Origin of the sequence: Micromonospora sp. NBC_01739, assembly GCF_035920385.1 — a bacterium.
Lineage (GTDB): Bacteria > Actinomycetota > Actinomycetes > Mycobacteriales > Micromonosporaceae > Micromonospora.
This window is the reverse complement of record NZ_CP109151.1, coordinates 5,374,158-5,401,029: the sequence shown is the minus strand read 5'-3', so window position 1 is coordinate 5,401,029 and position 26,872 is coordinate 5,374,158. Positions and strand designations below refer to the sequence as shown.

Below are 26,872 nucleotides of genomic sequence, written 5' to 3'. Positions count from 1 at the left end.
CCGGCCCGTACGTCCGTCACCGCCGTGGAGGGAGAAGCCGGTGTACGCCGTCCTCGTTGTCAACGCCGATCTCGGCCCGCTGCACCGGGTCACCGTTCCCCATGCGATCCGGATGCTCTGCCGTCGGGTCGCCGAGATCCACGAGGCCGTACCGGACCAGGTCATCGGGGTTTTCCCGGTGCCCAGGGTGGTCCGGCTGGTGCGGTACGTGGTGACCCGCTGGCGGTTCACCTCCGGCCCGGCCTGGTCCCGGGCCGGGGTGCTGGCCCGCGACGCCCGCTGCTGCGCCTACTGCGCCGGGCCGGCCAGCACCATCGATCACATCCTGCCCCGCTCACGCGGTGGCCGGAACACCTGGAAGAACACGACGGCCGCCTGCTACGCCTGCAACCAGCGCAAGGGCGACCGTACGCCGACCGAGGCGGGGATGCCGCTGCGGCGGGTGCCGGTCGTGCCGACCTGGGCGGCCCTGGCCGGGGGGTGAGGGACCGGGCCGGCGGGAACGGGGGGCGGCGTCGGATTCCCGGCGTGGCACCCGCCGGCCCTCCCGATCGGTCAGCCTGCGGGCGGAGGGCTCCAGGTGAACCGGGGCGGGCGGCGTTCGTGGAAGGCGGTGATGCCCTCGCGGGCCTCACCGCTGGCCCGCACCTGCCCGTACCACCAGTCCACCCGGGCCTCGTCGGCCCGGTCGTCGACGATCTCCTTGGCGGCCACGACGCTGAGCTGGGAGCGTTCCACGATCGTGGCGGTCAGCCGGTCGATGCGGGTGGCCAGGCGGTCCCCGGGCAGCACCTCGTCGACCAGGCCGATCCGCAGCGCCCGGTCGGTGTCGATCAGCTCGCTGGTGAACAGCAGATGCTTGGCCGCCGCCGGGCCGACCAACCGGGCCAGCCGGCGGGTGGTGGGCGCCGGGTAGACCAGGCCCAGTCGGGCCGGGGGCACCCCGAATCGGGCGTCGGCGGCGGCGATCCGCAGGTCACAGGCGACCGCCAGCTGACACCCACCCCCGACGCAAGCACCCCGGACGGCCGCCACGGTGGGCTTGGCGAAGGCGGCCAGACGCTCCTCGGCGGCGACGGCCACAGCGGCGTCGCCGGTGGAAAGCTGCTCATCCAGGTCGGCCAGGTCGGCACCGGCGCAGAAGGTGCCGTCCGCCCCGGTGAGCACCAGAGCGCGTACGGCCGGGTCCGCCTCCAGGTGATCCAGCAGTACGGGCAGTTGCCGCCACATGGCCAGGGTCATCGCGTTGCGCCTGCCCGGATTGCGGATCACCACCGTGGCCACCTGATCCGACACCGTCACGGTCAGCTCCGCGTCCGCCACTGCCCACCACCCCTCCGGCCGGGTCCAGGTCCTGCCACAAGGGCTGCTGCCCGGGTACGGCGACGATAGCGGTGCCGCCCGGCCGCCCGGCCGGGCAGGGAGCGTCACGGCCGGGCCACCGAGGTGTCAGCTCGGTGGGCCGCGCACGTGGTACGGATGGAGCCCCCGGCCGGGATCGAACCGGCGACATCCCGCTTACAAGGCGGGTGCTCTGGCCAGCTGAGCTACAGGGGCAGTGTCCGTGGTCAGCATAGCGACCGACGTCCGGTTTTCCTCCCCGGCAGGGGTCCCGAGCACGGGAAACGTCAACATCTTGACCTGCGAACGTCGATTCGTGTCCGACCGTGCCCGACTGACCGGTATGCGTATGCCGTCCGTCCCATCCAGGGTTCGACACCTTGGCAGCGCGGCAAAAGCCGTTTACCGTGCAGTGACACGGACGACATGGGATTCATCTCATGGCGGCCGTGGCGCCGGTGCTCCCTAGCACCGGTCGCTCCTTCACTCGGATCGTCCGGCACGTTCCTGCCGGTGAAAGGATGCACCCCCTCATGGCTACGGTCACCTACGCGAAGGCGTCCCGGATCTACCCGGGCACCGAACGCCCCGCGGTCAACCAGCTCGACCTCCAGATCGGCGACGGCGAGTTCCTCGTCCTGGTCGGTCCCTCCGGCTGTGGTAAGTCCACCAGCCTGCGGATGCTGGCCGGTCTGGAGGACGTCGACGACGGCGCGATCTACATCGACGACCGGGACGTCACCCACCTGCCGCCGAAGGCCCGCGACATCGCGATGGTCTTCCAGAACTACGCCCTCTACCCGCACATGACGGTGTACGAGAACATGGCGTTCGCCCTCAAGCTGCGCAAGACCTCCAAGGCGGAGATCGACCGGCGGGTCAAGGAGGCGGCGGCGCTGCTCCAGCTGGAGGAGTACCTCAGCCGTAAGCCCAAGGCCCTCTCCGGTGGTCAGCGCCAGCGGGTCGCGATGGGCCGGGCCATCGTCCGGGAGCCCCAGGTCTTCCTCATGGACGAGCCGCTGTCGAACCTCGACGCCAAGCTGCGGGTGCAGACCCGTACCCAGATCGCCTCGTTGCAGGCCAAGCTCGGCATCACCACGGTCTACGTGACCCACGACCAGGTCGAGGCCATGACCATGGGTCACCGGGTGGCGGTCATGCTCGACGGTGTGCTCCAGCAGGTCGACACCCCGCGGGCCCTGTACGACACCCCGGCCAACGTCTTCGTCGCCGGCTTCATCGGCTCCCCGGCCATGAACATCAAGACGGTCCCGCTGACCGAGCAGGGTGCGGCCTTCGCCGAGATGTTCATCCCGCTGACCCGCGAGCAGGTCGAGGCGGCCAATGCCGAGGGCGGTGCCGGCAAGGTGACGGTCGGTTTCCGGCCGGAGGACTGCGACATCGTCAGCCCGACCGAGGGCGGCATGCCGGTCGTGGTCGAGCTGGTCGAGGACCTCGGTTCGGACGCCAACGTCTACGGCCACGCCGCGCTGGACGGTGCCTCCGAGCGGTTCGTGGTGCGGACCGACCGGCGGACCATGCCGAGCATGGGCGAGACGATCTTCGTCAAGCCGCGTGCCGGCCAGAACCACGCCTTCCACGCCACCACCGGCAAGCGCATCTGAAGTAGCAACTGACAAAGGGGCGGCCCGGCGGGCCGCCCCTTTGTCATCCTGCGCTTGGCGTCAGCTCTCGGCGGCTCGGCGGCGGGCGACCTCGGCGAGAGTGACCGCGGCGGCCACGCTCGCGTTCAGCGACTCCACCTCGGAGATCATTGGGATGCTGACGGTCAGGTCGCAGGTCTGCCCGACCAGCCGGGACAGGCCCCGACCCTCCGAGCCGACCACCACGACCAGCGGGCCGACCGCAGCCTCCAGGTCGTACAGGTCGGTTTCGCCGTCGGCGTCCAGGCCGACCACCATGAAGCCGGCGTCCCGGCACGCCTTCAACGACCGGGTCAGGTTGGTGACCTGGGCCACCGGCACCCGAGCCGCCGCACCGGCGCTGGTCCGCCAGGCGGTCGCGGTGATCCCGGCCGCCCGCCGCTCCGGTACGAAGACACCCTGGGCGCCGAAGGCGGCGGCCGACCGGATCACCGCGCCGAGATTGCGCGGATCGGTCACCCCGTCCAGGGCCACCAGCAGCGGTGCCGGCTGCTCCAGCGCGGCGGCGACCAGATCCTCGAAGGGCTCGTACGCGAACGGCGGCACCTGGAGGCCGACCCCCTGGTGCAGCACCCCCCCGGTCATCCGGTCCAGTTCGGTGCGGCTGACCTCGAGGATGGCGATGCCCCGGTCGGCCGCCGTACGGATGATCTCGTTGATCCGGTCGTCGGTGTCGATGCCCTGGGCGGTGTAGAGCGCGGTGGCCGGCACTTGGGCGCGCAGCGCCTCCAGCACCGGGTTACGGCCGACCAGCAGCTCCGGGGTGTCCTTGGACGGGTTCGACTTGCGCCCCGGCGCGACCCGGGGACCACCACGTCCGGCCGGCTGCTTACCGCGTACCGGCTTCGGGGTGGGGGTACCCCGACCGCCGCCCCGGCCCCAGGTGGTGTCCTTGGTGCCCGGCTTGCCGATCTTCGGGGCCCGACCCTCCTCGGCCGCCGCCCGGCGCTCCTTCTCCTGCTTCCAGGCGGTGCGCTGGGGCACCTTCTCCGTACCGGAGTAGGCCTTGTGCCATGGCCGCTCGTCGGCGGGCAGGGTACGGCCCCGACCGGCGAGGGCGTCCTTGTTCTTGCCGCCGGAGCCCTTGGGTGCGCTCGACTTCGAGGCCACCCGTCGGCCACGGCGTTGCGAATTGCCGGCCATCAGTCATGCTCTCCAATTGTCCAACGCGGGCCCTGTGGGGTGTCCTCGACCGCCACTCCGGCCCGCTTGAGTTGGTCCCGCAGCGCGTCGGCGGCAGCCCAGTCCTTACGGACCCGGGCCTGCGCACGCTGTTCCAGAGCCAGGGCGACCAGGGAGTCGACCACCCCACGGAGGTCGCTCGCCCGAGCGCCGCCGGTCCACGCCGGGTCGAGGGGGTCGACCCCGAGGATATCCAGCATCGCGCGGATGCTGCCGAGCGCCGTGCGTACGGTCACATCGTCCCCGTCGGCCACCGCGCTGTTGGCGTCGCGCAGCAGGTCGTGCAGGACGGCCAACGCGGCCGAGGTGTTCAGGTCGTCGTCCATCGCGGCGGCGAAGGCGGCCGGCAGTTCCCCGAGTTCACCGGGGCCCACCCGTTCGACGGCCCGCTGCACGAAGCCCTCGATCCGCCGGTACGCGACGGCCGCCTCGCGCAGCGCCTCCTCGGAGTAGTCGATCCGGGAGCGGTAGTGCGCGGCCACGTAGTAGTAGCGCAACTCGACCGGGCGCACCCCAAGATCGGCGACGTACGCCAGATCGAGGGCGTTGCCCAGCGACTTGCCCATCTTGGTGCCACCGATGCCGAGCAGCCCGTGATGCACCCAGTAGCGGGCGAAGGGCAGGTCGGCGGCCTGGGACTGGGCCAACTCGTTCTCGTGGTGCGGGAAGATCAGATCCAGCCCGCCACCGTGGATGTCGAACTCCGCCCCCAGGTACCGCCGGCACATCGCCGAGCACTCGATGTGCCAACCCGGCCGGCCCCGCCCCCACGGCGAGGGCCAGTAGGCGTCCGCCGGCTCGTTCGGCTTGACACCCTTCCAGAGCGCGAAGTCGCGGGGGTCCCGCTTACCGCGCTCGGGGGCCTCGCAGTCGGACTGCATCTCGTCCGGCGACTGGTTGGACAGGGCACCGTACGCCGGCCAGGAACCCACGTCGAAGTACACGTCCCCGGAGTCGTCGGCGGCCGGGTAGGCGTGCCCCCGCTCGATCAACTCGGCGATCAGTTGATGCATCTCCGGAATGTGGCCGGTGGCCCGAGGCTCGTAGGTCGGCGGCAACACGTTCAACGCCCGGTACGCCTCGGCCAGCTTCAACTCGTTGGCGTACGCGATGGACCAGAACGGTCGTCCCTGCTCCTGCGCCTTGACCAGGATCTTGTCGTCGATGTCGGTCACGTTGCGGATGAAGGTGACCTCGAACCCGGCGGCCAGCAACCAGCGACGCAGCACGTCGTAGTTGACCCCGGAACGAAGATGGCCGATGTGTGGCGGCGCCTGGAGGGTGAGCCCACACAGGTAGACCCCCACCTTGCCGGCTTCCCGCGGGACGAAGTCCCGCACCGATCGGGTGGCGGTGTCATACAAGCGAAGCGTCACCATACAAGGGTAGCCGTCCGTCGTTTTCCCGGTCGGCCGGAGCCGGGTCGTACGCTGCTGATCGTGACTTCCCCCGCGCCTTTCGGCACCGACCCGCCCACTCCCGCCACCCCCGGCGCCGAGGGTGGGGCGACGATCGCCGGTGGAGAGACCTCGCAGACCCTGGACCGGGGCCTGCGCCTGCTGCACCTGGTAGCGGACGCCCCCGGCGGACTCACCGTCACCGAAGCGGCCAACCGCCTGGGTATCGGGCGGGCGGCGGTCTACCGACTGGTGGTCCCGTTGACCCGGCACGGAATGCTGCGCCGGGACGCCGACGGTCGACTCCGTCTGGGAGCCGGGGTGCTGCACCTGGCGCGACGGGCCCAACCCCTGCTCGCCGAAGGCGCCCTGCCGGCCCTGCGACGCCTGGCCGAGCAGGCCGGGGCGACCGCCCACCTGACCGTGGTAGAGGGCGGCGAAGGAGTGGCCCTGGCCGTGGTAGAGCCGAGCTGGACCTCGTTCCATGTGGCATACCGCACCGGGGCCCGGCACCCCCTGGAACGCGGTGCCGCCGGGCAGGCCATCCTCGCCGGCCGGTCCGGCGCCGCCGGCCCGGTGAGCACCGTCGGCGAGTTGCAACCCGGGGCGTACGGGGTGGCAGCCCCGGTGCTCGGAGTACCCGGCCTGGAGGCGAGTGTCGGAGTGGTAGCCCTCGCCCCCCTGGACACCGAGGCGGTAGGCGCCCAGGTCCTGGCCGCCGCCACCGCAATCGCCACCGCCCTCCGCTGACCCCTCACCCACCCAGGTCTCGGGCCGGGCGGGCCGGGGCGCGACGGGCGGGCTGGCAGCGTTACGGCGGAATGGCGGTATCGGTGGGTGCTGGAGACAGCCATTCCGCCGAAACGGCGGCGAGCCTCCCTCGGTCAGGCCGTGGTGGGGTCGGTGGCAGGGGTTCGCGTGGGGCCTATACCACGGCGGGGCGGTGGCGCGCGGGTTGTCCACAGGGGCCGTCGATCATGGAGGCCATGGTTGTCCACAGGGGTCCCGTAGAGCCGATCGCAGGCCGCACGGTAGAGACATGCCACCTTCCCCGTACCGGCCAGCCACCCTAGCGTGGCAGGTGTTTCGCGGTTCCGAGGCGATCCGCGACCGCCTACTGACCCGGCACCAGCTTCGCGGTGGGGCCTGGGTCCGCCTGATGCACGACGTGTACGCCGACGCACGCCTCGACCGCGATCACGAGTTGCTCTGCCGAGCGGCCTCGCTGCGCCTGCCAGCCGGGGTGCTGATGGCGGGCCCCTCAGCGGCCTACCTGCACGGTATCGAACACGCCGCGACCTTCACCGACGAGGTTCACGTCCTGGCCCCGATGCACCTGCGACTCGGCTCGCAACACGGCATCCGAGTCCACACCCTCGGCCCACGCCACCCGCAGCGCGGCATCCCGGCCCACGCAGCAGTTTCGCGTCCGTCACCGAGCCAAAGCCCAGGCCAACCGCAGCTCTCCGGTCGACCGGGCACCACCACCGAACTGCACAGCCATCAGCCGGCCGCAGGAACCAGGCTGGGGAGAGCACAGCCCTTGCTGCGGTCGGATGCCGTTTGTGCCGCCTGGGAGTGCGCGGTGTGGCTGGAACCCGTGCAGGCGATCGGCATCATCGACGCCATGCTCCGGCAGGAACTGGTCGACTCCGCCGGGCTTGCCGCTGTGGCCAGGGCGAACACGGGCCGCCCCGGAGGTCGGCGGGCCGAGTGGGTGTTCGGTCTGACCGATGCGGGTGCCCAGTCGCCGCCGGAGTCACAGCTGCGGGTCCGGCTGATCCTGGCCGGGCTGCCCCGACCGGTCACTCAGCATCCGGTGCGATCGATCAGCGGGCGGATTCTGCATCCGGACCTGTCCTGGCCGGAATACCGGGTGGCCGTCGAGTACGACGGGCACCGGCACAGCGATCCCGAGCAGCTGCACCTCGACCGCCAGCGGATCAACCAGTTGATGGCCGCCGGCTGGCAGGTGCTGCACGTGACCAGCCGACGCCTGCACCGCGACTTCCCGGGACTGGTACGGGAGGTCCGTACCGCCCTCGTCGCCGCCGGCTGGCGCCGCTGACCAACCCAGGCGCCACCCGTGGACGCAACCCCAGCCGCCTCGGCCTCCAGCAGGGGGGTGATCCACTCCGTCACGGCGAAGTGGCGGTCACCCAGCACCCGGGTAACCGCCACTTCGGCGAAACGGTGAATCAGACCTTCCCGCGAGGCTAGCGGCGCAGCGGGGTGGTCACGGCGGCGTAGGCGTCGATGATGCCGTGGCCGTAGAAGCCGTTGAAGGAGGGTGAGCCGGCGCAGTAGGCGTCGAACTCGGGCGAGCGGCCCTCGTTGGTGTAGGTCTGCAACCTGGGCTCGGGGCAGGCCCGCTCGGCGGCCGTGCGGTACAGGTGCCGCTCGACCACGTCGGGCGCGAGGCCGAAGCCACCCCGGCCCTGCGGCTTGCCGTACCGGCTGACGATGAGCGCGGCCACCCCGGAGGCGTGCGGTGCGGCCATCGAGGTGCCCTGGAGGTACGTGTAGTAGGCGCACTGCCGGTTGGCCTTGCACTCCTTGAACACGAAGGTCTCCGCGCCCGGCACGATGTTGCCGTCCTCGTCGACCGTGCCCTCCTCCTGGAGGACCCTCAAGGGGTACGTGGACAGGATCATGTTGGCGTCGGTACGGAAGGTGTCCGTGCCGAAGCCGTCCCGGAACCATCCGCCCGGGGCGGCGATGGCGGTCTGCTCGGTGCCGTAGTTGGAGTAGTCCGCCTTCTTACCGGAGGGCCCGACCGACGCGACGCTGATGACGTGCGCCCCTTCGGTGGGCAGGTTCCAGCAGCTGTTGTTGTCGATCTCGCGGGGGTACGGCGCCACGTCCCCGTAGTTCGGGCTGGAGATGTCCGTACGCGGGTCGCCCAGGTCCTCGTGGTTGTTGCCGAGGGCACCGATCAGGGTGACGCCCCGGTCGTGGGCGTAGGTCAGGGCCCGCTTCATGGCCCGGATGGTGGCCTGCTGGGCGGCCTGCGCCTCCGGCGAGTCGGCCGGGTTGGCCGTGCAGTTGTAGAGCCACGGGTCCACGTAGAAGGACATGTTGACCACGTCCAGGCCGGACCGGCCGGCGTGCAGCAGGGCGTTGACCACCGGGTTCAGGAAGAAGTAGCCGGCGTCCTGGCCGCCCTTGAGGTTGACCAGGGAGACCTTCGGGGCCACCCCGGAGAGGCCGAAGCCGTTGGCGGCAGCGCCGATGGTGCCGGCGACATGCGTACCGTGCCCGCCGTCGTCCGTGCCGACCGGGTCCAGGCAACTCGGCACCTCGCAGGGCCCGTCGATCTCGGGGATGTCGGGGGCGAAGTTGCGCGACAGGGCCCAGTTGAAGTTCGGGGCGATGTCCGGGTGGCTGGCATCGACGCCGGTGTCCAGGACCCCGACGGTGACCCGACGATCACCCGGCTCGATCTTGCGCGCCTTGTCGGCCCGGATCATCTCCAGGCCCCAGAGCTTGTCGTCCAACGGGTCCAGCTTCTTACCCCGCTGCTTGCCGGCCCCCTTGGCTGCGGCTGCCAGCAGGTGCTCCTGCTCGACCCGGTCCAGCTTGGGCTTGCGGCCGATGGCCTTCTCCTCGGCGGCGCCGATCAGGGCGGCGGCAGCGGTCGCCTTCGTCGCGAAGTCGGCCCGGTCGCTGGTCACCTGGAACACACCGACCTCGTCGGTACGGGACACCACGGTCCCGCCGGCCGACCGGATCGCGGCGATGGCGGCGTCGGCGGAGACCCCGTCCTCCGCCACCACGGTGAAGGTCCGGGCAACGCCGGACGGCTCGGCACCAGCGGGCACGCCCAGGCCGGTCACCGTGAGTGCCAGTGCCGCCGCGGTCGCGACGACACCGACGGTGAAGCGCTTGCTCACCACATCGAATCCTCTCGTTGAGGGACGTGGCGTCATCAGACATCAACGCATGACGTTTCGCCAGACCGGTATCCGCTAGGAATTGAAAAGTCTGCTTCGCCGGAAAGGCCGACCAGGACAGCGGGCAGCTCGGCAAGGGAGCAAACTGCCGCATCCGGCAGCACCTCAGGGGGAAGCGACTCACCCCGCCGGTTCAGCCAGACCGCCCGCAACCCGGCCCGCTGGGCGGCGACCACGTCGAAGGCAAGGTTGTCGCCGACCAGCTCGTCCAGGTGGCCGTCTAGGCCCGCCCGGGCCAAGGAACGGGCCAGTGCCGTTCGACGGATCTCCCGCACCGGAGCCGAGGCCAATTCGCCGAAGACGGCGTCCCAGTCGCATTCCAGGTCGGCGAGCGACACCTCGGCCGCCGCCGGGGTGCGGCGCCGCATCTCGTCGAGTACGGCCACCAACCCGCCGGTGACGGCCGGGCGCAGGTCGAGCAGGGTCTCGTCGGCGTCGAACACCACCGCGCTCAGCATGTCGACCAGGGTGTCAGGTGAGGGCCGGTTCCGCCGCCTTCGGCTGCTCGGGGAGGGCGGGCGCGCGTAGTTCGTCGATGCGGACCAGCGCCACCCCGGCGACGATCAACGCCCCGCCGAACAGTTGCACCACCGTGGGCAGTTCACCCAGTACCAGCCAGGCGATCAGCACCGCGAACATCACCTCGGTCAGCCCGACGAAGGATGCCATCCGGGCGCCCAGGACCCGGGTGGCGGCGATCCCGGCCAGGTAGGAGATCACCGCGGCCACCAGGACCAAGCCGGCGATCGGCACCAGCCAACTCATCTCCTGCCCGCCGAACTGCACCGTGCCGAAGTCGGCCCGCAGCGGCAGGACGCCGACCAGGCCGAGCAGCAGCAGCACCCCGGCACCGACCGCCATGCCGCCACTGGCCATCACCACCGAGGGCAGGGCGGAGTCGACCCGTCCGGCGAGTACGAAGTAGCCGGCCAGGCCGACCGCCGCGCCCAGTCCCCAGAGCACGCCGATCGGGTCGAGTCGGCCCGCACCGGTCAGGTCGAGCACGAAGAACAGGCCGGCCAACGCCGCCACCGAACCGGCCACGGTCAGTCGACGCGGGCGCTGCCCCTGCACCAGCCAGGTCCACCCGACGACCAGGATGATGCCGAGATATTCCAGCAGCAGCGCCACCCCGACCGGCAGATAGCGCACCGCGTTGAAGAAGCAGACCTGGGCGACCGACACCCCCAGCACCCCGAAGACCCCGATCGAGGCCAGGTTGCGGCGCAGCACCGGCCACCGGCCCCGCATGATCAGCAACGCGGGGGTGGCCAGCACCAGGGCGGCCAGGCCGACCCGGGCGATGACGACCGACTCGGCGGACCAACCGGCGTTGATCAGGGACCGGGCGAAGGTGCCCGAGGTGGCGAAGGTGACCGCGGAGAGCAGGGCCAGCGCTAGGCCGGCACCGGCAACGGGTGATTGACGCATGACTCTCCTTGGCACGGCACCGCGACATCGGCAAACTAGGGTTACACCGATGACGCTAGAGTCGGGCCACGACAGGAGTCAAGTTGCTCTTCGCTCATGACACCGAGTGTTCCCTGATCGCCGCCGCCGCGCTGGTCAACACCGCCGGCCAGGGCGGTGAAGGGCTGCCCGACGTGGAGGCCCTGAGCGCCTTCTTCACCGCCCACGCCTACACCGGAAGACACGAACACACCGAGACCGAACTGCGGGCGGTACGCGCCCTGCGCCCCCGGCTACGCCGGATCTGGTACGCCGACATCGACGAGATCGTCTCGATCGTCAACGGGCTGCTCCGCGAACACCGGGCCCTGCCCCAGCTCATCACCCACGACGACGAGCCGTATCACCTGCACGCCGTGCCCCGCGACGCCCCGCTGGCCACCAGAATGGCGGTGGAGGCGGCCATGGCGATCGCCGATGTGGTGCGCGGCGGCGAACTGCGCCGGTTACGCACCTGCGAGTACCCGGACTGCGACAACGTGCTGGTGGACCTGTCGAAGAACCGGTCCCGCCGATTCTGCGAGGCCGGCTGCGGCAACCGGGCCGCAGTCAACGCCTACCGCGCCCGCAAGGCCGCCGCCCGCCCCTGACCCCGGCGACTTTGGGTACGTTTCTTGTCGCCGGAGCAACAACAAACGCACCCAGATCCGCCCGGCGGGGCGGTCAGTGGGCGCGCCCGGCCATCAGCCAGCGGGTCACCGCGATCCGCAGCAGCACGTACCGTCCGTCCGGGCCGTCCACAGTGACATCCCATCCGTCGTACCGATGCCGCAGGCCCTCGACGACGGCGGACGGGAACGGCTGGCGCACGATGCTCGCCTGGCCTTCCGCGACGACCGGCGCGTCCCCGTCCGGTAGCGCCAGCGAGACCCGGGGGTCGGCGGCGATGTTGCGGACCTTGCGGTTGCGCTCGGCCGTGCCGATCCACCACTCGTCGTCGAGATACAGGAACCAGACCGGCGTCAGGTGCGGCGACCCGTCCGGCCGCAACGTGCAGAGCCAGACCACGCGCTCCCGATCCAGCCGCTCCAACACCTCCGCGCCGGGAGAGGTGATCACCTCAGCGCGGCGGCGCGGCGACGAAAACCCGCCAGGCGTACGCCTCGAAGGTCAGCACCGCCCCGGCCGCATCCTTGCTGTCCCGCACCCCCACCACCCCCGGCACATTCGTAGCCACCTCGACACAGTCGTTCGACTGCGCACTACGACTGCTCTTGCGCCACCGGGCACCGGTCAGTTCCATGACTCGGCCACTTCCCTCATCAACTCGATCGACTGGGTAGGCGTGTACGCCTCGCCGAGGCAAATCTCCCACACCTGCCTCAGGAGATCGAGATCCGCCGACCGGTCCACTTCCTGTCCGCCGATATGACTGCCGAGGAAGGCGCTGTCGGTGCCGTCCCTCGCCGTGGTCAGCAGGAAGGGGCCGCCCAGGCCGGGGTGCTCCGCCGCCGTTTGCGGGATGACATGTAGCCGCACCCGGGGATGTTCGCTGGCGACCTGCACGAGGTGTGACACCTGCTCGGAGATGATCTTCCGGTCTCCGACACATCGGCGGATGGCCGCCTCGTCGATGATCGCCACCAGGTGGGGTGAGGAATCGCCGGACAGCACCGCTTGGCTGTCCATCCGCTCCGCGAGCCGCCGCTCGACCTCGGCGGCGTCCAGCAGGTCACCGGCCTCGAAGACGGCACGGGCGTAAGCTGGCGTCTGGAGCAGACCGGGCACGTAGAGCGGCTCATACCAGCGAAGCTTCGCCGCCTGCTCGATGATCGCCTGCGCTCCCCGTCGCCAGACCTGGGCCTTGTCGAGGGCTACCAGATGGGTGAGCATTCGGCCGTAGAGGCCGCCGGTGTCCAGGGCCTTGTCGAACTGTTCCAGGTACTTCGGGGTGGGCGGCTGTTGACCCAACTCCACCGCGCTGACCATCGACGGCGAATAGTTCACGGCCTTGGCCAGATCCTCCTGACTCCAGCCCTGCCGAGCCCGCGCCCGACGTAGCTCCGCGACCAGGAAGGCCGCCGCTGTCAGCTGTCCACTCGCCATCTCCAGCCGCCCTCCAGGAACCGGTTGATCGACTACAGCGCACCGCCACCGGCAACCCGGCCCGGTCACAGTGGGCCTCGGACAGCACGGTCAAACCCTTCCGACCGTAACGGTGTGCTCAGCAGACTGTGCGCAGCGACGCTCGCCGCTCATTCCCCCGAGAGGCGACGTCGAGGTGGGACCGCCCCGCTCCCCCGGCCGGGCGGTCCCATCGCCGGGGGCCATGACGAGTCCGCTCTACCGGAAGGCTGCGCCATGCCGACCCCATCCGCCGAGGGACCGGTGACGCGCCCTCACCTGCCGTTGCGTCCACTGTGGCTGTGCCGGGTCTGCGCGGCACCCTGGCCCTGCGCCACGGCACGACTCACGCTGATCGCCGAGTACGCCCACGACCGGATCGCACTCAGCGTCTACCTCTGCGCAGTCCTGCACGAGGCCGTCGCCGACCTGTATCGCCTCCACCCGGACGACGGCCCGACCCCGGCCGCGCTCTTCGCCCGCTTCCTCGCCTGGGTACCGCGCCCCCGAGGCGAACCGTGACCCACTGACCATGGAAGCCGGTGGTGGCGGTCAGGACCGGAGTGCTGGTTGCTGACGGGACAAGGGCGACCCGCTCGCCGGACGTCGATCAGCAGGCAGGTGGGTGATAGCACCAACGGTTCAGCTCGACAGCAGGCCGGACCCGGACCTCAAGGCCGGTGACCGACGCCTGACGGGCCACACCCGCCAAGGGCATCGCACCCGGTGCCGCGCTTCCGACGCTCAGGGGTGGGTCATCCGGAGCAGGTCCAGGGCCTCCTCCAACTGGACCTCGGTGAGCTTGCCGGATTCGAGGTGGCCCCGGGCGATCACCACCTCCTTGATGGAGGTCTGCTTGGCCAGGGCCTCCTTGGCGATCGAGGCGGCCTCGTCGTACCCCAGGTAGCGGTTGAGGGGGGTGACGATCGACGGCGAGCCCTCGGCGTACGACAGGCAGACCTCGGCGTCCGCGACCAGGCCGACCACGCAGCGGTCGGCCAGCAGGCGGCTCGACGCGGCCAGCAACCGGATGGATTCCAGCAGGTTGCGGCCCATCACCGGGAGCATGACGTTGAGTTCGAAGTCGCCCTGCGAGCCGGCGAAGGCGACCGTGGCGTCGTTGCCGATCACCTGCGCGCAGACCTGCCGGACCGCCTCGCAGACCACCGGGTTGACCTTGCCGGGCATGATCGACGAGCCGGGCTGGAGGTCGGGGATGCGCAGCTCACGCAGGCCCGCCCGAGGGCCCGAGCCCATCCAGCGGATGTCGTTGGCGATCTTGTAAAGACCGACCGCGACCGTACGCAGCTGACCCGAGGCTTCCACCAGGGCGTCCCGGGCGCCCTGGGCCTCGAAGTGGTTGCGGGCCTCGGTCAACGGCAGCCCGGTGGAGTCGCGCAGCTTCTCGATCACGGCGGCGGCGAAGCCCAGGGGGGTGTTGATGCCGGTGCCGACCGCCGTGCCCCCCAAGGGCAGTTCGGCCAGCCGGGGCAGGGCCCCCGCCAACCGCTCGATGCCGTAGCGGATCTGGGCGGCGTACCCGCCGAACTCCTGGCCCAGGGTCACCGGGGTGGCGTCCATCAGGTGGGTACGCCCGGCCTTGACCACGGTCTCGAACTCACCGGCCTTGGTCTCCAGGGCACCGGCCAGGTGGTCCAGGGCCGGAAGCAGGTCCCGGGCGACCGCCTCGGTGGCGGCCAGGTGGATCGAGGAGGGGAAGACGTCGTTGCTGGACTGGGAGGCGTTGACGTGGTCGTTGGGGTGCACGTCCCGGCCCAGCTCCCGGCTGGCCAGGGTGGCGATCACCTCGTTGGTGTTCATGTTCGAGGAGGTGCCGGAGCCGGTCTGGAACACGTCGATCGGGAACTGGTCGTCGTACCCGCCGTCGGCCACGTGCGCGGCGGCTGCCGCGATCGAGGCGGCCACGGTCGGGTCGATCACCCCCAGCTCGCCGTTGACCTCGGCGGCCGCTCCCTTGATCCGGGCCAGCGCCCGGATCTGGGCGGGCTCGATCCCCCGACCCGAGATCGGGAAGTTCTGCACCGCGCGCTGGGTCTGGGCCCGCCACAGCGCCTCGGTGGGCACCTCCACCTCGCCCATCGAGTCGCGTTCGATCCGGTAGCCCGTGGTCTCTGGAGTCGTCACGCGTACCATCCTGCCGCGCCGACCGCGGACGTGCAGATGATCGCGGGAGCCGGACTCAAGCCAGCTCGGCCAGCAGCCGCTCGATCTCCTCCGCGTCGGGCGACTCGACCTCGCGCAGCAGGGACAGCGCCCGGAACCAGTAGGACCGGGCTCCGGCCGGGTCGGTGTCCCGCAGGCAGCGCGCCAGGCCGTCCAACGCGTGCGCCCGCTCGTACCGATGGTTGATCTTCGTGGCGTCGAGCAGCACCCGGCCGAACAGGTCCTGGGCGCTGCGCACGTCCCCCTGGTCCAGCAGGGCCCGGGCCAGCAGGTTGCGTGACCTGCACTCACCGATCAGGTCCCCACCGTCGCTGATCGCGATGTACGCCTGCCGGTGCAGGGCTGCGGCCTCCTCCGGTCGACCCGCCTCCCGGGCCATCATGCCGATCTCGTTGAGCACCTCCCCCTCGTCGAACCGGTTACGCAGCCGCCGGTGCAGGAGCAACGCCATCCGTAGCAGCCGGGTAGCCGGCCCGGTATGGCCCATCCGGTGCCGGACGATGCCGACATGCCCGAGGGCGGTGGCCAGGTGCCGAGGGTCGGCGATCTCCCGCGCCAGGAGCAGGTGCCGGCGGCAGAGCCGCAGCGCCTCGTCGTAGCGGCCCAGGGCGCACGTCGCGTGGGTGAGGTTGTTGAGCAGGTCGCCTCGTTCGGGCAGGTGCTCGTTCCCGATGGCCGCCGCTGCCTCGTTGAACGCCTCGATGCCTCGACGTGGTTCACCGACGATGCACAGGCCGATGGCGATGTTGCCCAGCAGTCTGCGTAACAGGTGGGGTGGACCGGCCCGACGACACAACTCGACCGCCCGGCGCAGCAAGGCGTTGGCCTGGCCGAAGCGTGCCCGCCGGACGTACGCCGAGGCCAGGTAGTTAAGCATCAGGACCTGGGCCTGCTCGTTGCCGAGCGCCTCGGCCGCGCGCAGCCCGACATTGTGGATCTCGATCAACTCGTCGAGGTGCCCGCCGAGGTAGAGCAGCCGCCAACTGGCCCGGGCCAGTTGCCAGGCATGGTGCGGAAAGGACTCCGCCGCCATTGTGGACAGCGGCACCAGGTTGCAGCGGTTCTCGTCGAACCAGGCCATGCCCCGGTCGATGCAGACGGCCACCGCGTCCGGACAGGGCGGATCGGGCAGGTCACGAGGAAGGGTGAGGCGGCTGCCGGGCATCTCGTACGGGGCGGCGATCGCCACCAGGACGTGCAGGTGGTGCCCGAGCAGACGCCCCAGCGCCGCATGGCGCTCACTGGCGTTGGCCGGATCGGACAGCAGGGTCCGGGCGTACTCCCGGACCAGGTCGTGCAGCCGGTAGCGGCCCGGCTCCGGCTCGTCCATCAGGTGGGCGTCGACCAGCTCGTCCAGGGCGTCCTGCACCTCGGCCAGCGGCACCCCGGCGATCGCGGCGGCCGTGGCGGTGTCCACCCGCACCCCCGGATGCAGGCCGAGCAGCCGGAAGGTGCGCTGCGCCGCGGGAGATGCCTGGACATAGGAGAGGGCGAAGGCGTCCGCGACGGAACGCTGACCCACGGCCAGTTCGGCCAGGGTGTCCCGGCTGCCGGCCAGCCGGTCGGCCAGGTCGGCCAGGCGCCACCGGGGACGGTGGACCAGGCGGCCTCCGGCCAGTCGGATCGCCAGGGGCAGGTGACCGCAGCGGCGTACCACCTCGACGGCCGCCTCCGGCTCGGCGGCCACCCGTTCCACACCGGCCACCCGGCCGAGCAGCTCTACCGCCTCGTCGGTGGCCAGTACCGGCAGCGAGGAGGGCCGCCCCTCGTCCAGGCCGACCAACCGACGCCGACTGGTGATCAGGGTGAGACAGCCGGCGCCGCTGGGCAGCAGGGGGGCAACCTGCTCGGCGCTGGCCGCATTGTCCAGCAGCACCAGAGCCCGTCGGTCGGCCAGTTCGGTACGCCAGATGGCCAGCCGGTCGTCCAGGTCCACCGGGATCCGCTCGGTCGGTACCCCTAGTTGCCGCAGCAGGGTGGCCAGGGCCGCCCCGGGGGTCAGGGGGGCCCGTTCACTGTGCCCGTGCAGGTCGATGAAGAGTTGGGCGTCCGGGTACTGGTCGGCCAGGTGGGTGGCGACATGCACGGCCAGGGTGGTCTTCCCGCTGCCGGCCATCCCGTCGATGAGGTGGATCCGGGCCTCCCCCTCCTCGATCTCCTTCACCAACCGGGTGACCGTCTCCATCCGCCCGGTGAAGTCCGTGATGGCCCGGGGCAGGGCCCGGACCGGAACGTTGGACCGCGGTTCCGGACCGGCCACCGCCAGGTCACCGGCGAGCACCCGCTGATGCAGTTCCTGGAGGGCGGGCCCCGGTTCGATGCCGAGTTCCTCGGCGTACAACCGTCGTCCCGCCCGGTACAGGGCCAGCGCGTCGGCCTGCCGACCGACCGTGGACAGGGCCAGCATGAGCTGCCCCCGCAGGCGCTCCCGCAGCGGATGCTGCTCCAACTGCTCGGTCAGCTCGTCGAGCAGCGCCCCCGCGTGGCCCAGCCGCAGCTCGACCTCCACACACTCCTCCAGCACCGCCAGGCGCTGCTCGTCCAACGCCTGGGCCCGCCGACGTACGCTGCGCTGCGGAATGCCGGCCAGCGCCGGGCCACGCCACAGCTCCAGGGCGGAGCGGAACTGCCGACGCGCGTCGATCAACCAGCCCGAGGCCAGCGCGGCACGACCGGCCTCCACCCGGCGGGCGAAGATCTCGCTGTCCAGTTCGCCGGGCCGGATCCGGATCGCGTATCCGGCGGGATCGGTGGCGATGGTGTCCGGCGACAGACCCAGGTCGGCCAGCCGCTGACGGAGCCGGGACACACAGGTCTGCAACTGGGCCCGCGAGGTGGCCGGTGGGTGCTCCTCCCAGATCGCATCGACCAGATCGTCCACGGAGACCACCCGGTTGGCGCGCAACAGCAGGACCGCGAGTACGACCCGGTCCCGAGGCGCGGTGATGGTGGTATCGCCCTCACCGACACACAGTGGACCCAGGATCCGGAATCGCATCCACTTCCCCGCTCGCGACTGGTGCAACTCTCAGCAGGGTAGTCCGATGATCACCGAAGTTCCTATCGGCCTGATAGCGATCTGAGAGTGGATCAACAGCGGCTGGTCGGAGACTTACTCCCGGTCGCACACGTGGGGTGCGATCGACGGGGGCGGTGCGCCCGCCTTGGGAAAGGCGGGCGCACCGATGTCACTCCCTCAGCGGCGGCCGATGGTCAGCACCGGCTTGGTCACCTCGGCGAAGAAGTCGTTGCCCTTGTCGTCGACCACGATGAAGGCCGGGAAGTCCTCCACCTCGATCTTCCACACCGCTTCCATGCCCAGCTCGGCGTACTCCAGGACCTCGACGTGCTTGATGCAGTCCTGGGCCAGCCGGGCCGCCGGGCCGCCGATGGAGCCCAGGTAGAAGCCGCCGTGCTGCTCGCAGGAGCGGGTCACCTGGGCGGACCGGTTGCCCTTGGCGAGCATCACCATCGACCCGCCGGCGGCCTGGAACTTCTCCACGTAGGCGTCCATCCGCCCGGCCGTGGTCGGGCCGAAGGAGCCGGAGGCGTAGCCCTCCGGGGTCTTGGCCGGGCCGGCGTAGTAGACCGCGTGGTCGCGCAGGTACTGCGGCATCGACTCGCCCGCGTCCAACCGCTCGGCGATCTTGGCGTGAGCGATGTCACGGGCCACCACCAGCGGGCCGGTCAGGGACAGCCGGGTCTTGACCGGGTACTTCGACAGCTCGGCGCGGATCTCGTCCATCGGCCGGTTCAGGTCGACCCGGACCACCTCGGTGGTGTCCAACTGCGCCTCGGTGACCTCCGGCAGGTAGCGGGCCGGGTCGGTTTCGAGTCGCTCCAGCCACACCCCCGACGGGGTGATCTTGGCAACCGCCTGCCGGTCCGCCGAGCAGGACACCGCGATCGCCACCGGGCAGGAGGCACCGTGTCGGGGCAGCCGCACCACCCGTACGTCGTGGCAGAAGTAGCGCCCACCGAACTGCGCCCCGATGCCGAAGTTGCGGGTCAACTCCAGCACCTCCGCCTCCAGCTCCAGGTCCCGGAAGCCGTGCGCGCTCATCGAGCCGGAGGTGGGCAGCGCGTCCAGGTACTTGGCGGAGGCGTACTTGGCGGTCTTCAGGGCGTACTCGGCGCTGGTGCCGCCGATCACCACCGCCAGGTGGTACGGCGGGCAGGCCGAGGTGCCGATCAGTCGCAGCTTCTCCTCCAGGAACTGCATCATCCGGGTCGGGTTCAGCAGGGCCTTGGTCTCCTGGTAGAGGTACGACTTGTTGGCCGAGCCGCCCCCCTTCGCCATGAACAGGAACTTGTACGCGTCCGGGTACCCGTCCGGGTCCTCGGCGTACAGCTCCACCTGGGCGGGCAGGTTGCTGCCGGTGTTGCGCTCCTCCCACATGGTCAGCGGGGCGAGCTGCGAGTAGCGCAGGTTCAGCCGGGTGTACGCCTGCCACACCCCACGCGAGATCGCCTCGGCGTCGCTGCCGTCGGTGAGCACATGCCGACCCCGCTTGCCCATCACGATCGCGGTGCCGGTGTCCTGGCACATCGGCAGCACCCCGCCGGCGGCGATGTTGGCGTTGCGCAGCAGATCCAGGGCGACGAACCGGTCGTTCGGCGAGGCCGCCGGATCATCGATGATCGACCGCAGCTGGGCCAGGTGCGCCGGCCGCAGGAAGTGGGCGATGTCGTGCATCGCCTCGGCGGTCAGCGCCGTCAACGCGGCCGGGTCCACGGTGAGGAACCGTCGGCCACCCGGGCCGTTGACCACGTCGACGCCCTCGTCCGTGATCAGGCGGTACTCCGTCTGGTCCGGCCCGGTGGGCAGCAGCGGAGAGTACGAGAACTCCGTGCTCATGCCAGAACTCCGCTGCGCTCCGTGCCGCTGTCGGACACCACCGCACCCCACCCGTGACTCGCTCGCTGACGCTCGCTCATGACGGCAAAGCCTAGGGCAGAAGGTTCGATCACTCCTACCCGCCGCCGGTGATGGTGACGCTCGCCCTTTCTCCGTACCGGCCAGGTCACTTGCCGGAATCGGGGGCGGTGCACAACTCGTTCTTCGGCCCGCAGCTGCCCTGGGGTCCGGGCACCCCGCCGGTGCCGGCCGGACCGGGTCCGTTCCCACCACTGTCGCGGGCCGGACCCCCATCGCCTGCCGGGTCACCGGTGGTCGTGCCGAATCGGATGTACCCGATCTCGCGGCCCTCCCCGATCACCATGCCGGCCGGGCCGACCGCCAGGGCGTTGGCGGAGGTCCGCAACGCGACAAGTTCCCGGCCGGTACGCGGATCCAGGGCCACCAGCCGGTTCGGTTTCTCCTCGGTCACCACGGCCGCGTACGGGGTCAGGGCCGCGCCGGCCTTCTCGCCGGCCGGGCGGTTCCACCGGACCTGCCCGGAGCTGAGTTCACGGCCGGAGAGCCCGTCCCGCCCGGCGGTACGCACCACCGCGTACCGGTCGTCCACGGCGAGCACCCGTTCGGAGTTCTCGGTGGCCAGCAGCAGCCGCCCGTCGTACCCGTCGATGACGGCCTCCCGACCGTCCGGGGCCACCCCGACCAGCACGTTACGGGCGCCGTAGGGGTCCTCCCGTTGCACACATCCGGCGCTGTCCGCGGTCCGCAGGTTGAGCCCGGCGCGCTGCCAGATCTCCTGACCGGTGACCGCGTCCCGGCCGGAGATGGTGAAGTAGCAGTTGCCGTCCTGGGAACGGGCCACGATGCGCAGCAGCCGCCCACCGATCACCGCCAGCCGCTCGTCGCGTCCCGGCTCCACGTTCTGCAACACCCGGCCGGTCGCGGTGTCCACCACGTGCACCCGCCCGTCGACCGGGAACCCGAGCAGGGCCGGTACGGCCTCCGGGCCGGCCACCTGCCCGTGGATCCGGGCGCTGGTGAGTCGACGGCTGTCCAGCAGGTTCGGATTGTCGGCCAGCAGGCCGCTGCTGACCCCGGGCAGGAAGGCCGTCCACAGCGGCGCGGTCCCCCGGGGTTCCCAGGCGCTGAGGGTGCAGTCGGTGGCCTCCACACAGCGGGCGTCCAGCAGCAGGTTGCGGTAGGTCCAGACGGCCACGGCATCGTTGTCGCGCCGACGGGTGACCCCGGTGCCGGGGTCGAGGACCTCGTACCCCTTGACCAGCAGGCGGCCGACGGCCACCACGGCCTCGGCGCCGCTGCCGGCCACCGCGCTCCAGTCGGCCTTGCGCTCCCAGAGTTGGCTGCCGTTGGCCAGGCTGCGGGCCTCCACCCGGGTGCGTTGCTCGACCACCACGGTCTGCCCGGCGATGGTGACGCTGCGCGGGGTGCCCCCGATGCGCTGCTGCCAGAGCACGTCCGGCTCGGAGATCGGCTGCCGTCGGTTCACCCAGTCCCACATGCCGGGGAAGGGGTTCCAGACTCCGGTGGCGGCCAGCACGACGACGGCGGTCAGGGCAAGCAGCAGCCAGCCACGCACGCCGAGGCCACTGCCCTTCGCCACCGGAACACGGTAGCCACCCGCATCCCCCACCGCCCGCACCCCACCGCGTGTCGGGAAAGGAAGGGCACCTTATTAACGCCTGCGGTAGTAGCAGGGTCCCTTGTTAACACTGCCTGGCGGCGGGCTTCAGCACCGGCCACAGGGTCAGGGTCGCGGCGATCGAGGCGGCCCCGGCCACCGCCATCACGATGCCCGGGGCCAGCAGCTCACTCAGCCCGCCGGCGCCCGCCGCCGCCAGCCCCTGCATCGCCATCATCCCGGTGCTGACCAGCCCGAAGGCCTGCCCCCGACGCAGCTCCGGCACCGCCTCCAGGAACCGCCGAGCCAGCCCCAACTGGTAGGCGAAGCCCGCGGTGGCCACCGCGAACAGCGCCGCCGCCGGCACCAGCCCCGGTCGGGCCACGAACACCAGCATCGGTACGCCGAGCAGCAGCGAAAGCCAGGGGGTCAACCGTTCCCGGCCGGCCGGCGACACGAACCGACCCACCAGCAGGTCACCGACCAGCATCCCGCCCGCCCCGGCCATCAGCAGTACCCCGGCGCTGGCCCCCGGCCCCAGATCCGCCGCGTACGGCACCGCCACCCCTTCCGCCCCGACCAGCAGCGAGCCGGGCAGCCACTGGGCCAGCAACAGTCCCCGGATGCGGCGATCGGCCAGCAGTTCCCGGTTGACCCGCAGGGTCTCCCGGACCGCACCGCCCCTGCTCCGCCACGTGCCCTCGGCCGCCCGATCAGCACCCTCGGCCGCCCGATCAGCTTCGGGGGTGCGGCGGATCCGGGCGGGGCGGGCGGCCAGGCCCAGGCGCACCAGCAGGGCGGAGAGGCCACAGGTCAGGGCGGTCAGCCAGAGCGCGCCGTAGGGACCTACCAGCCCCAGCAGCAGCCCACCGACGGCGAACCCGGCGACCTGGGTACCCCCGGCGGCCACCGACAGCAGGGACCGCCCGAGCACGTACGCGTCGCCGTGCAGCACCTCCGGCAGCAGGGCGGTGCGGGCGGCACTGCTCACCGGGCCGAACAGGGCCACCACGGCTACCAGGGTGAGCATCACCGGCGGGGAGAGCATCCCGGTGGCGAGCACCGCGACCATCACCAGCCGCAGCAGGTCGTACCCGACGATCAGGGCACGGGCCGGCATCCGGTCCGCCCACGCCAGCAGGAACACCCCACCGAGGGCGTGCGGCAGAAACCCGGTCACGTACGCCAGGGCGGCCAGCAGCCCCGAGCCGGTGCGCTCGTAGACCAGCACGGACAGCGCGAGCATCTTCACGGTCTCGCCGATCATGAAGATCCCGAAGCTGCCGAAGATCACCCGGAACTCGGCCACGGCGAAGACGTCGCCGAAGGTCGCCGGCCGGTCCAGGGTCGGGGTACTCGTGTCACTCACGGCCGCCAGCCTGGTCCGAAAGCCCCGGTCCGCTCTATCCTTTCGCTTGAGAGCGAAAGGTGGAGCCGTGCGGATCGAGGTCACCCCCGCCGACCTGGCGGCGAGTCGGTACGCCATCTCCCCGCTGGGCGAGACGGTGTCCGCCCTGCGGCTGCACGCCGGTCAACGGTCCACCGACGGTCTGGGGCCGTGGGTGACCCGGACCAGACCCGCCTACGACCGGCTGCGCCGGGAGGTACCGGCGGTCGGCGCCCTGCTGGCCTTGCTGCATCGGGGTGGCTACAACGCCGACTTCATCCAGCCTCCGCCGGACGGCTCGGCCCGGGACTTCCACGGGGAACTGGCCGCGGTCCGGGCCACCCCGCTGGCCCAGGCCCGCGACGAGTTGGCCCGCAACCTGGCCGGCCCCCGGGCCACCCCACCGGCGTACGCCCGCCAGATCTACGCCTCGCCGAAGGTGGTCGACCTGATCGCGGACGCCATCGAGGCGGCCTGGCAGGCGCTGGTCGAGCCGGACTGGCCGCGGCTGCGCGCCATCCTGGAACGTGATCTGGTGCGGCGGGCGGGCCGCCTGCTCGCCTACGGCTGGGGCGCGGCCATCGCGGACCTGGACCCCCGACTGCGCTGGATCCCCGGTGAGGTCGGGGTCATCGAGATCAGCGGCGACGACCCGGAGACCCACTCGCTGGCCGGGCGAGGGCTGCTGTTCGTGCCGACCGTCTTCGGCACCCTGATCACCTACGTCGAGCAGCCCTGGCCGTACGCGATCGTCTACCGGGCCACCGGCGTGGCCGAGTTGCTGGGTCCGCCCGACCCGACCCGGCCGGACGACGCGTTGGATCGACTGGTGGGCCGGTCCCGGGCGGCCGTGCTGCGGGCGCTCGCCCTGCCCGCCACCACCAGCCAACTCGTCGCCCAGCTCGGGCTCAGTCTCGGCGGCGTCGGCGACCACCTCACGGTGTTGCGGGAGGCCGGGCTGGTCAGCCGGATCCGCGCCGGTCGGGCGGTGCGCTATCGGCGTACCCCACTCGGCGACGCTCTCGCCGCCGACTGATCCGCGTTCGGCCGAGGATCCGCGTTAACAAGGGGCCCCTGCTCTACCGGAGGCGTTAATAAGGGGCCCTTCCTTCCCCCCGGAGGGCGGAGCGGACCAGGGGGAGGACCCGGTAGGGGATCTGTTCGGCGAGGGCGATGATCGTGGAGGCCCGGCGGATGCCCTCGTACGCGACGATCTGGTCGATCACCCGTTGCAGGTCGGTGTTGGAGCGGGCCACGATCCGGCAGAGCAGGTCGCTGGAGCCGGTGATGGTGTGCGCCTCCAGCACCTCGGGAATCCCGGCCAGGTGGTTGGCCACCGGGTCGTGTCCGTGCCGTTGACTGATCTCCAGGGTGACGAAGCTGGTCACCGTGAACCCGATCGCGGCCGGCGACACCTCCGGTCCGAAGCCGCCGATCACCCCCCGGTCGACCAGCTTGTCCAGTCGAGCCTGGACGGTGCCCCGGGCCACCCCCAACCGGCGGGAGCACTCCAGTACCCCGATCCGGGGTTCCGCGGCGAGCAACTCGATCAGGCTCACGTCCAGGGCATCGAGCTGTACATCCTGTCCAGGGTTCACGGCTTCCCACCCTACTTGTTGTGCAACCTGACCAGCCGTGTGACTGACAGTTGCCCAGTGAGCGGCCTCACCGTGATAGTCCGGGGAACGAGCACAGCGTCGGCCGATCCGGCCGGCCGGTACGCAAGGGAGGCCACCATGACCCAGGCGATCGACCGACCCCAGTCGACCGAGGACGTCGACGTCGATGCCCTAGTCGGCGCCGTCAACCACGACATCACCAAGGACCCCTTCCCGGTCAAGGGTCTGGACCACGTGCACTTCCTGGTCGGCAACGCCAAGCAGGCCGCGCACTACTACTCCACCGCCTTCGGCATGACCTGTGTCGCGTACCGGGGTCCGGAGCAGGGCTACCGCGACCACGCCCAGTACGTGCTGACCAGCGGTTCGGCCCGGTTCGTGCTGACCGGGGCGGTACGCCCGGACGCCGACGGCGCCGACCACGTCGCGAAGCACAGCGACGGGGTCAGCGACATCGCGCTGGAGGTGCCGGACGTGGACGCCGCGTACGCGCACGCCACCGCGCAGGGTGCGGCCGGTCTGCTGGAGCCGCACGACGTCAGCGACGAGCACGGCACCGTCCGGATGGCCGCCATCGCCGCGTACGGCGACACCCGGCACACCCTGGTCGACCGGTCCCGCTACACCGGCCCCTTCCTGCCCGGCTTCGTGGCCCGGGGCCCGATCGTCAACCGGCAGCCGATGATCGACGCCGGCCTCCAGCCGAAGCGCTTCTTCCAGGCCGTCGACCACATCGTCGGCAACGTGGAACTCGGCAAGATGGACGAGTGGGTCGAGTTCTACAAGCGGGTCATGGGCTTCAGCAACATGGCCGAGTTCATCGGTGACGACATCGCCACGGACTACTCGGCGCTGATGAGCAAGGTCGTCGCCAACGGCACCCGCAAGGTGAAGTTCCCGCTCAACGAGCCGGCCATCGCCCGCAAGAAGTCGCAGATCGACGAGTACCTGGAGTTCTACCAGGGCCCCGGCGCCCAGCACATCGCCGTGGCCACCAACGACATCCTGGCCAGTGTCGACGCGATGCGGGCCGCCGGTGTCGACTTCCTGGACACCCCGGACTCGTACTACGACGACCCGGAGCTGCGGGCCCGCATCGGCGAGGTCCGGGTGCCGATCGAGGAGCTGAAGGCCCGCAAGATCCTGGTGGACCGGGACGAGGACGGTTACCTGCTCCAGATCTTCACCAAGCCGGTGCAGGACCGCCCGACGGTCTTCTTCGAGCTCATCGAGCGGCACGGCTCCCTCGGCTTCGGCAAGGGCAACTTCAAGGCCCTCTTTGAGGCAATCGAGCGTGAGCAGGAGAAGCGCGGAAACCTGTAACAATCTCAAGGGTGAATCAGCCTTCGCCGCACCCGACGTCGCCGGCCGGTGGCGGCTCACCGATCGGTGGGCCGCCGCCCGCCGCCGGTGGCACCCCGCCGCCCACCGGCCCCCCGCCGCAGTACGCCCCGCCTCCCGCAGGTTGGGCAGGCTCGCCGCCCCCACCGGGCGTCCCCGGCGGCCCGCCGCAGGGCTGGTCCCCGGGTCAGCCTCCGCCGAAGTGGGCGGCCGGGCCACCGCCGCCGGTGTTGGGGCCGGGCGGTCAGCCGCTGGCCAGCTTCGGTGACCGGCTGCTGGCATACCTGATCGACACCGCGATGACCACCGTCGCCCTGCTGCTGTTGTTTATGCCGTTGTTCCTGACCATCATGTTCCGGATCCTCTCCGCGACTCCGGAGACCAACCCGGACGGCACCCTGGCGGACCCCAGCGACCTCATCACGGAGATCATGCTGCCGATGCTGCTCCTCCAGGGCGCACTGTTCGTGGTGATGTTCGGGTTCTACTGGCTGTACCACGTCGAGTACATGAAGCGGACCGGGCAGACCTTCGGCAAGAGGGTGATGAAACTACGGGTGGTTCCGCTCGATCCGACCCAAACCCTTGATCGGCGGATGGCCGGGAAGCGGTACCTCGTGGAGTTCGTGGGCGGGTCGTTGGTGCCGGGCGGCAGCTACGTCGACGGCCTCTGGCAACTGTGGGACAAGCCCTGGCAGCAGTGCCTCCACGACAAGTTCGCCGGGACCGTCGTCGTTAAGGTGGCCAGGTGACCGAGCACAGCAAGGCCGCGC

Annotated in this window: 24 protein-coding genes and 1 tRNA gene; 9 read left to right on the top strand and 16 right to left on the bottom strand. The window is 70.9% G+C overall.

The features are described from left to right. Window positions 1–40: 40 nt before the first annotated feature. A complete protein-coding gene (locus tag OIE53_RS24475; protein WP_327023830.1) occupies window positions 41–484 on the top strand; it encodes an HNH endonuclease in 444 nt (147 codons plus the stop codon). 71 nt (window positions 485–555) lie between these two features. Here OIE53_RS24475 and OIE53_RS24470 read toward each other — a convergent pair whose 3' ends face one another. Together OIE53_RS24470 and OIE53_RS24465 are read right to left on the bottom strand one after the other, a co-directional pair. Further along, entirely contained in the window at window positions 556–1,323 is a 768-nt protein-coding gene (locus tag OIE53_RS24470) for an enoyl-CoA hydratase/isomerase family protein (protein ID WP_327023829.1), read from the bottom strand. A gap of 157 nt (window positions 1,324–1,480) precedes the next feature. Further along, window positions 1,481–1,557, bottom strand: a tRNA-Thr gene (locus tag OIE53_RS24465). Between the two features lie 317 nt (window positions 1,558–1,874). Between OIE53_RS24465 and OIE53_RS24460 the strand changes: the two genes are divergently transcribed. After that, window positions 1,875–2,966, top strand: a complete 1,092-nt coding sequence (locus OIE53_RS24460; RefSeq protein WP_327023828.1) for an ABC transporter ATP-binding protein — start codon at window positions 1,875–1,877, stop codon at window positions 2,964–2,966. Between the two features lie 60 nt (window positions 2,967–3,026). Here the strand turns inward: OIE53_RS24460 and rlmB are convergent, their stop codons facing one another. Both rlmB and cysS read right to left on the bottom strand, forming a co-directional pair. Further along, the gene (gene rlmB, locus OIE53_RS24455; RefSeq protein WP_327023827.1) at window positions 3,027–4,148 is read right to left on the bottom strand and encodes a 23S rRNA (guanosine(2251)-2'-O)-methyltransferase RlmB; all 1,122 of its coding nucleotides are present in this window, start codon (window positions 4,146–4,148) and stop codon (window positions 3,027–3,029) included. Further along, a complete protein-coding gene (gene cysS / locus OIE53_RS24450; RefSeq protein ID WP_327023826.1) occupies window positions 4,148–5,563 on the bottom strand; it encodes a cysteine--tRNA ligase in 1,416 nt (471 codons plus the stop codon). Before cysS ends, rlmB begins: the two co-directional genes overlap by 1 nt. A gap of 135 nt (window positions 5,564–5,698) precedes the next feature. On the opposite strand from cysS, the gene OIE53_RS24445 reads away from it, so the two are divergent. Together OIE53_RS24445 and OIE53_RS24440 are read left to right on the top strand one after the other, a co-directional pair. Continuing rightward, window positions 5,699–6,334, top strand: coding sequence for an IclR family transcriptional regulator (locus OIE53_RS24445; protein ID WP_327027389.1), 636 nt, complete (start codon window positions 5,699–5,701; stop codon window positions 6,332–6,334). Window positions 6,335–6,665: 331 nt separating this feature from the next. After that, window positions 6,666–7,652, top strand: coding sequence for a hypothetical protein (locus tag OIE53_RS24440; protein ID WP_327023825.1), 987 nt, complete (start codon window positions 6,666–6,668; stop codon window positions 7,650–7,652). A gap of 148 nt (window positions 7,653–7,800) precedes the next feature. On the opposite strand, the gene OIE53_RS24435 is transcribed toward OIE53_RS24440, so the two are convergent. The 3 genes from OIE53_RS24435 to OIE53_RS24425 are packed head-to-tail and all read right to left on the bottom strand — an operon-like array spanning window position 7,801 to window position 10,968. Beyond that, complete coding sequence (locus OIE53_RS24435; protein WP_327023824.1) at window positions 7,801–9,477, bottom strand: S8 family serine peptidase; 1,677 nt, start codon at window positions 9,475–9,477, stop codon at window positions 7,801–7,803. 35 nt (window positions 9,478–9,512) lie between these two features. Next, on the bottom strand, window positions 9,513–9,995 hold the full coding sequence (locus OIE53_RS24430) for an HAD family hydrolase (RefSeq protein WP_327023823.1): 483 nt from the start codon (window positions 9,993–9,995) through the stop codon (window positions 9,513–9,515). A 13-nt stretch (window positions 9,996–10,008) separates the two neighbouring features. Next, window positions 10,009–10,968, bottom strand: a complete 960-nt coding sequence (locus OIE53_RS24425; protein WP_327023822.1) for an EamA family transporter — start codon at window positions 10,966–10,968, stop codon at window positions 10,009–10,011. Window positions 10,969–11,051: 83 nt separating this feature from the next. Here OIE53_RS24425 and OIE53_RS24420 point away from each other — a divergent pair, with 83 nt between their 5' ends. Further along, window positions 11,052–11,597: a CGNR zinc finger domain-containing protein gene (locus OIE53_RS24420; protein ID WP_327023821.1), complete on the top strand. Its 546-nt coding sequence runs from the start codon at window positions 11,052–11,054 to the stop codon at window positions 11,595–11,597. Window positions 11,598–11,670: 73 nt separating this feature from the next. Here OIE53_RS24420 and OIE53_RS24415 read toward each other — a convergent pair whose 3' ends face one another. From OIE53_RS24415 to OIE53_RS24405, 3 genes are read right to left on the bottom strand one after another with little or no spacing between them, the layout of a single operon-like run. Further along, the gene (locus OIE53_RS24415) at window positions 11,671–12,066 is read right to left on the bottom strand and encodes a pyridoxamine 5'-phosphate oxidase family protein (protein ID WP_327023820.1); all 396 of its coding nucleotides are present in this window, start codon (window positions 12,064–12,066) and stop codon (window positions 11,671–11,673) included. Between the two features lies 1 nt (window position 12,067). Further along, window positions 12,068–12,250 carry a DUF397 domain-containing protein gene (locus OIE53_RS24410; protein WP_126711351.1) on the bottom strand — a complete coding sequence of 61 codons (183 nt, stop codon included), beginning with the start codon at window positions 12,248–12,250 and terminating at the stop codon, window positions 12,068–12,070. Then, window positions 12,241–13,053, bottom strand: coding sequence for a helix-turn-helix domain-containing protein (locus tag OIE53_RS24405; protein ID WP_327023818.1), 813 nt, complete (start codon window positions 13,051–13,053; stop codon window positions 12,241–12,243). The genes OIE53_RS24410 and OIE53_RS24405 overlap by 10 nt, the downstream gene beginning before the upstream one ends. Window positions 13,054–13,308: 255 nt before the next feature. Here OIE53_RS24405 and OIE53_RS24400 point away from each other — a divergent pair, with 255 nt between their 5' ends. After that, window positions 13,309–13,593 carry a hypothetical protein gene (locus OIE53_RS24400; protein WP_327023817.1) on the top strand — a complete coding sequence of 95 codons (285 nt, stop codon included), beginning with the start codon at window positions 13,309–13,311 and terminating at the stop codon, window positions 13,591–13,593. 222 nt (window positions 13,594–13,815) lie between these two features. On the opposite strand, the gene OIE53_RS24395 is transcribed toward OIE53_RS24400, so the two are convergent. The 5 genes from OIE53_RS24395 to OIE53_RS24375 form a co-directional block, all read right to left on the bottom strand. Next, window positions 13,816–15,225 carry a class II fumarate hydratase gene (locus OIE53_RS24395; RefSeq protein WP_327023816.1) on the bottom strand — a complete coding sequence of 470 codons (1,410 nt, stop codon included), beginning with the start codon at window positions 15,223–15,225 and terminating at the stop codon, window positions 13,816–13,818. 46 nt (window positions 15,226–15,271) lie between these two features. Beyond that, window positions 15,272–18,253 carry an AfsR/SARP family transcriptional regulator gene (locus tag OIE53_RS24390; RefSeq protein ID WP_327023815.1) on the bottom strand — a complete coding sequence of 994 codons (2,982 nt, stop codon included), beginning with the start codon at window positions 18,251–18,253 and terminating at the stop codon, window positions 15,272–15,274. 198 nt (window positions 18,254–18,451) lie between these two features. Next, a complete protein-coding gene (locus OIE53_RS24385; protein WP_327023814.1) occupies window positions 18,452–20,113 on the bottom strand; it encodes a fumarate hydratase in 1,662 nt (553 codons plus the stop codon). Between the two features lie 166 nt (window positions 20,114–20,279). Then, window positions 20,280–21,734: an outer membrane protein assembly factor BamB family protein gene (locus tag OIE53_RS24380; protein ID WP_327023813.1), complete on the bottom strand. Its 1,455-nt coding sequence runs from the start codon at window positions 21,732–21,734 to the stop codon at window positions 20,280–20,282. Window positions 21,735–21,837: 103 nt separating this feature from the next. After that, window positions 21,838–23,121: an MFS transporter gene (locus tag OIE53_RS24375; protein ID WP_327023812.1), complete on the bottom strand. Its 1,284-nt coding sequence runs from the start codon at window positions 23,119–23,121 to the stop codon at window positions 21,838–21,840. A gap of 67 nt (window positions 23,122–23,188) precedes the next feature. Here OIE53_RS24375 and OIE53_RS24370 point away from each other — a divergent pair, with 67 nt between their 5' ends. Then, the gene (locus tag OIE53_RS24370) at window positions 23,189–24,175 is read left to right on the top strand and encodes an ArsR/SmtB family transcription factor (protein WP_327023811.1); all 987 of its coding nucleotides are present in this window, start codon (window positions 23,189–23,191) and stop codon (window positions 24,173–24,175) included. Window positions 24,176–24,230: 55 nt separating this feature from the next. Here the strand turns inward: OIE53_RS24370 and OIE53_RS24365 are convergent, their stop codons facing one another. Continuing rightward, window positions 24,231–24,737: an Lrp/AsnC family transcriptional regulator gene (locus OIE53_RS24365; protein ID WP_327023810.1), complete on the bottom strand. Its 507-nt coding sequence runs from the start codon at window positions 24,735–24,737 to the stop codon at window positions 24,231–24,233. A 138-nt stretch (window positions 24,738–24,875) separates the two neighbouring features. Here OIE53_RS24365 and hppD point away from each other — a divergent pair, with 138 nt between their 5' ends. Together hppD and OIE53_RS24355 are read left to right on the top strand one after the other, a co-directional pair. Beyond that, on the top strand, window positions 24,876–26,081 hold the full coding sequence (hppD, locus tag OIE53_RS24360) for a 4-hydroxyphenylpyruvate dioxygenase (RefSeq protein WP_327023809.1): 1,206 nt from the start codon (window positions 24,876–24,878) through the stop codon (window positions 26,079–26,081). An 11-nt stretch (window positions 26,082–26,092) separates the two neighbouring features. After that, a complete protein-coding gene (locus OIE53_RS24355) occupies window positions 26,093–26,851 on the top strand; it encodes an RDD family protein (protein WP_327023808.1) in 759 nt (252 codons plus the stop codon). Window positions 26,852–26,872 lie beyond the last annotated feature (21 nt).

Bases quoted from the DNA above. Each gene is read 5' to 3' on its own strand.
- OIE53_RS24405 (WP_327023818.1), bottom strand. From the start codon at position 13,053: ATGGCGAGTGGACAGCTGACAGCGGCGGCCTTCCTGGTCGCGGAGCTA.
- OIE53_RS24385 (WP_327023814.1), bottom strand. From the start codon at position 20,113: ATGAGCACGGAGTTCTCGTACTCTCCGCTGCTGCCCACCGGGCCGGAC.
- OIE53_RS24425 (WP_327023822.1), bottom strand. From the start codon at position 10,968: ATGCGTCAATCACCCGTTGCCGGTGCCGGCCTAGCGCTGGCCCTGCTC.
- OIE53_RS24400 (WP_327023817.1), top strand. From the start codon at position 13,309: ATGCCGACCCCATCCGCCGAGGGACCGGTGACGCGCCCTCACCTGCCG.
- OIE53_RS24410 (WP_126711351.1), bottom strand. From the start codon at position 12,250: ATGGAACTGACCGGTGCCCGGTGGCGCAAGAGCAGTCGTAGTGCGCAG.
- OIE53_RS24395 (WP_327023816.1), bottom strand. From the start codon at position 15,225: ATGGTACGCGTGACGACTCCAGAGACCACGGGCTACCGGATCGAACGC.
- hppD (WP_327023809.1), top strand. From the start codon at position 24,876: ATGACCCAGGCGATCGACCGACCCCAGTCGACCGAGGACGTCGACGTC.
- rlmB (WP_327023827.1), bottom strand. From the start codon at position 4,148: ATGGCCGGCAATTCGCAACGCCGTGGCCGACGGGTGGCCTCGAAGTCG.
- OIE53_RS24460 (WP_327023828.1), top strand. From the start codon at position 1,875: ATGGCTACGGTCACCTACGCGAAGGCGTCCCGGATCTACCCGGGCACC.
- OIE53_RS24390 (WP_327023815.1), bottom strand. From the start codon at position 18,253: ATGCGATTCCGGATCCTGGGTCCACTGTGTGTCGGTGAGGGCGATACC.
- OIE53_RS24430 (WP_327023823.1), bottom strand. From the start codon at position 9,995: ATGCTGAGCGCGGTGGTGTTCGACGCCGACGAGACCCTGCTCGACCTG.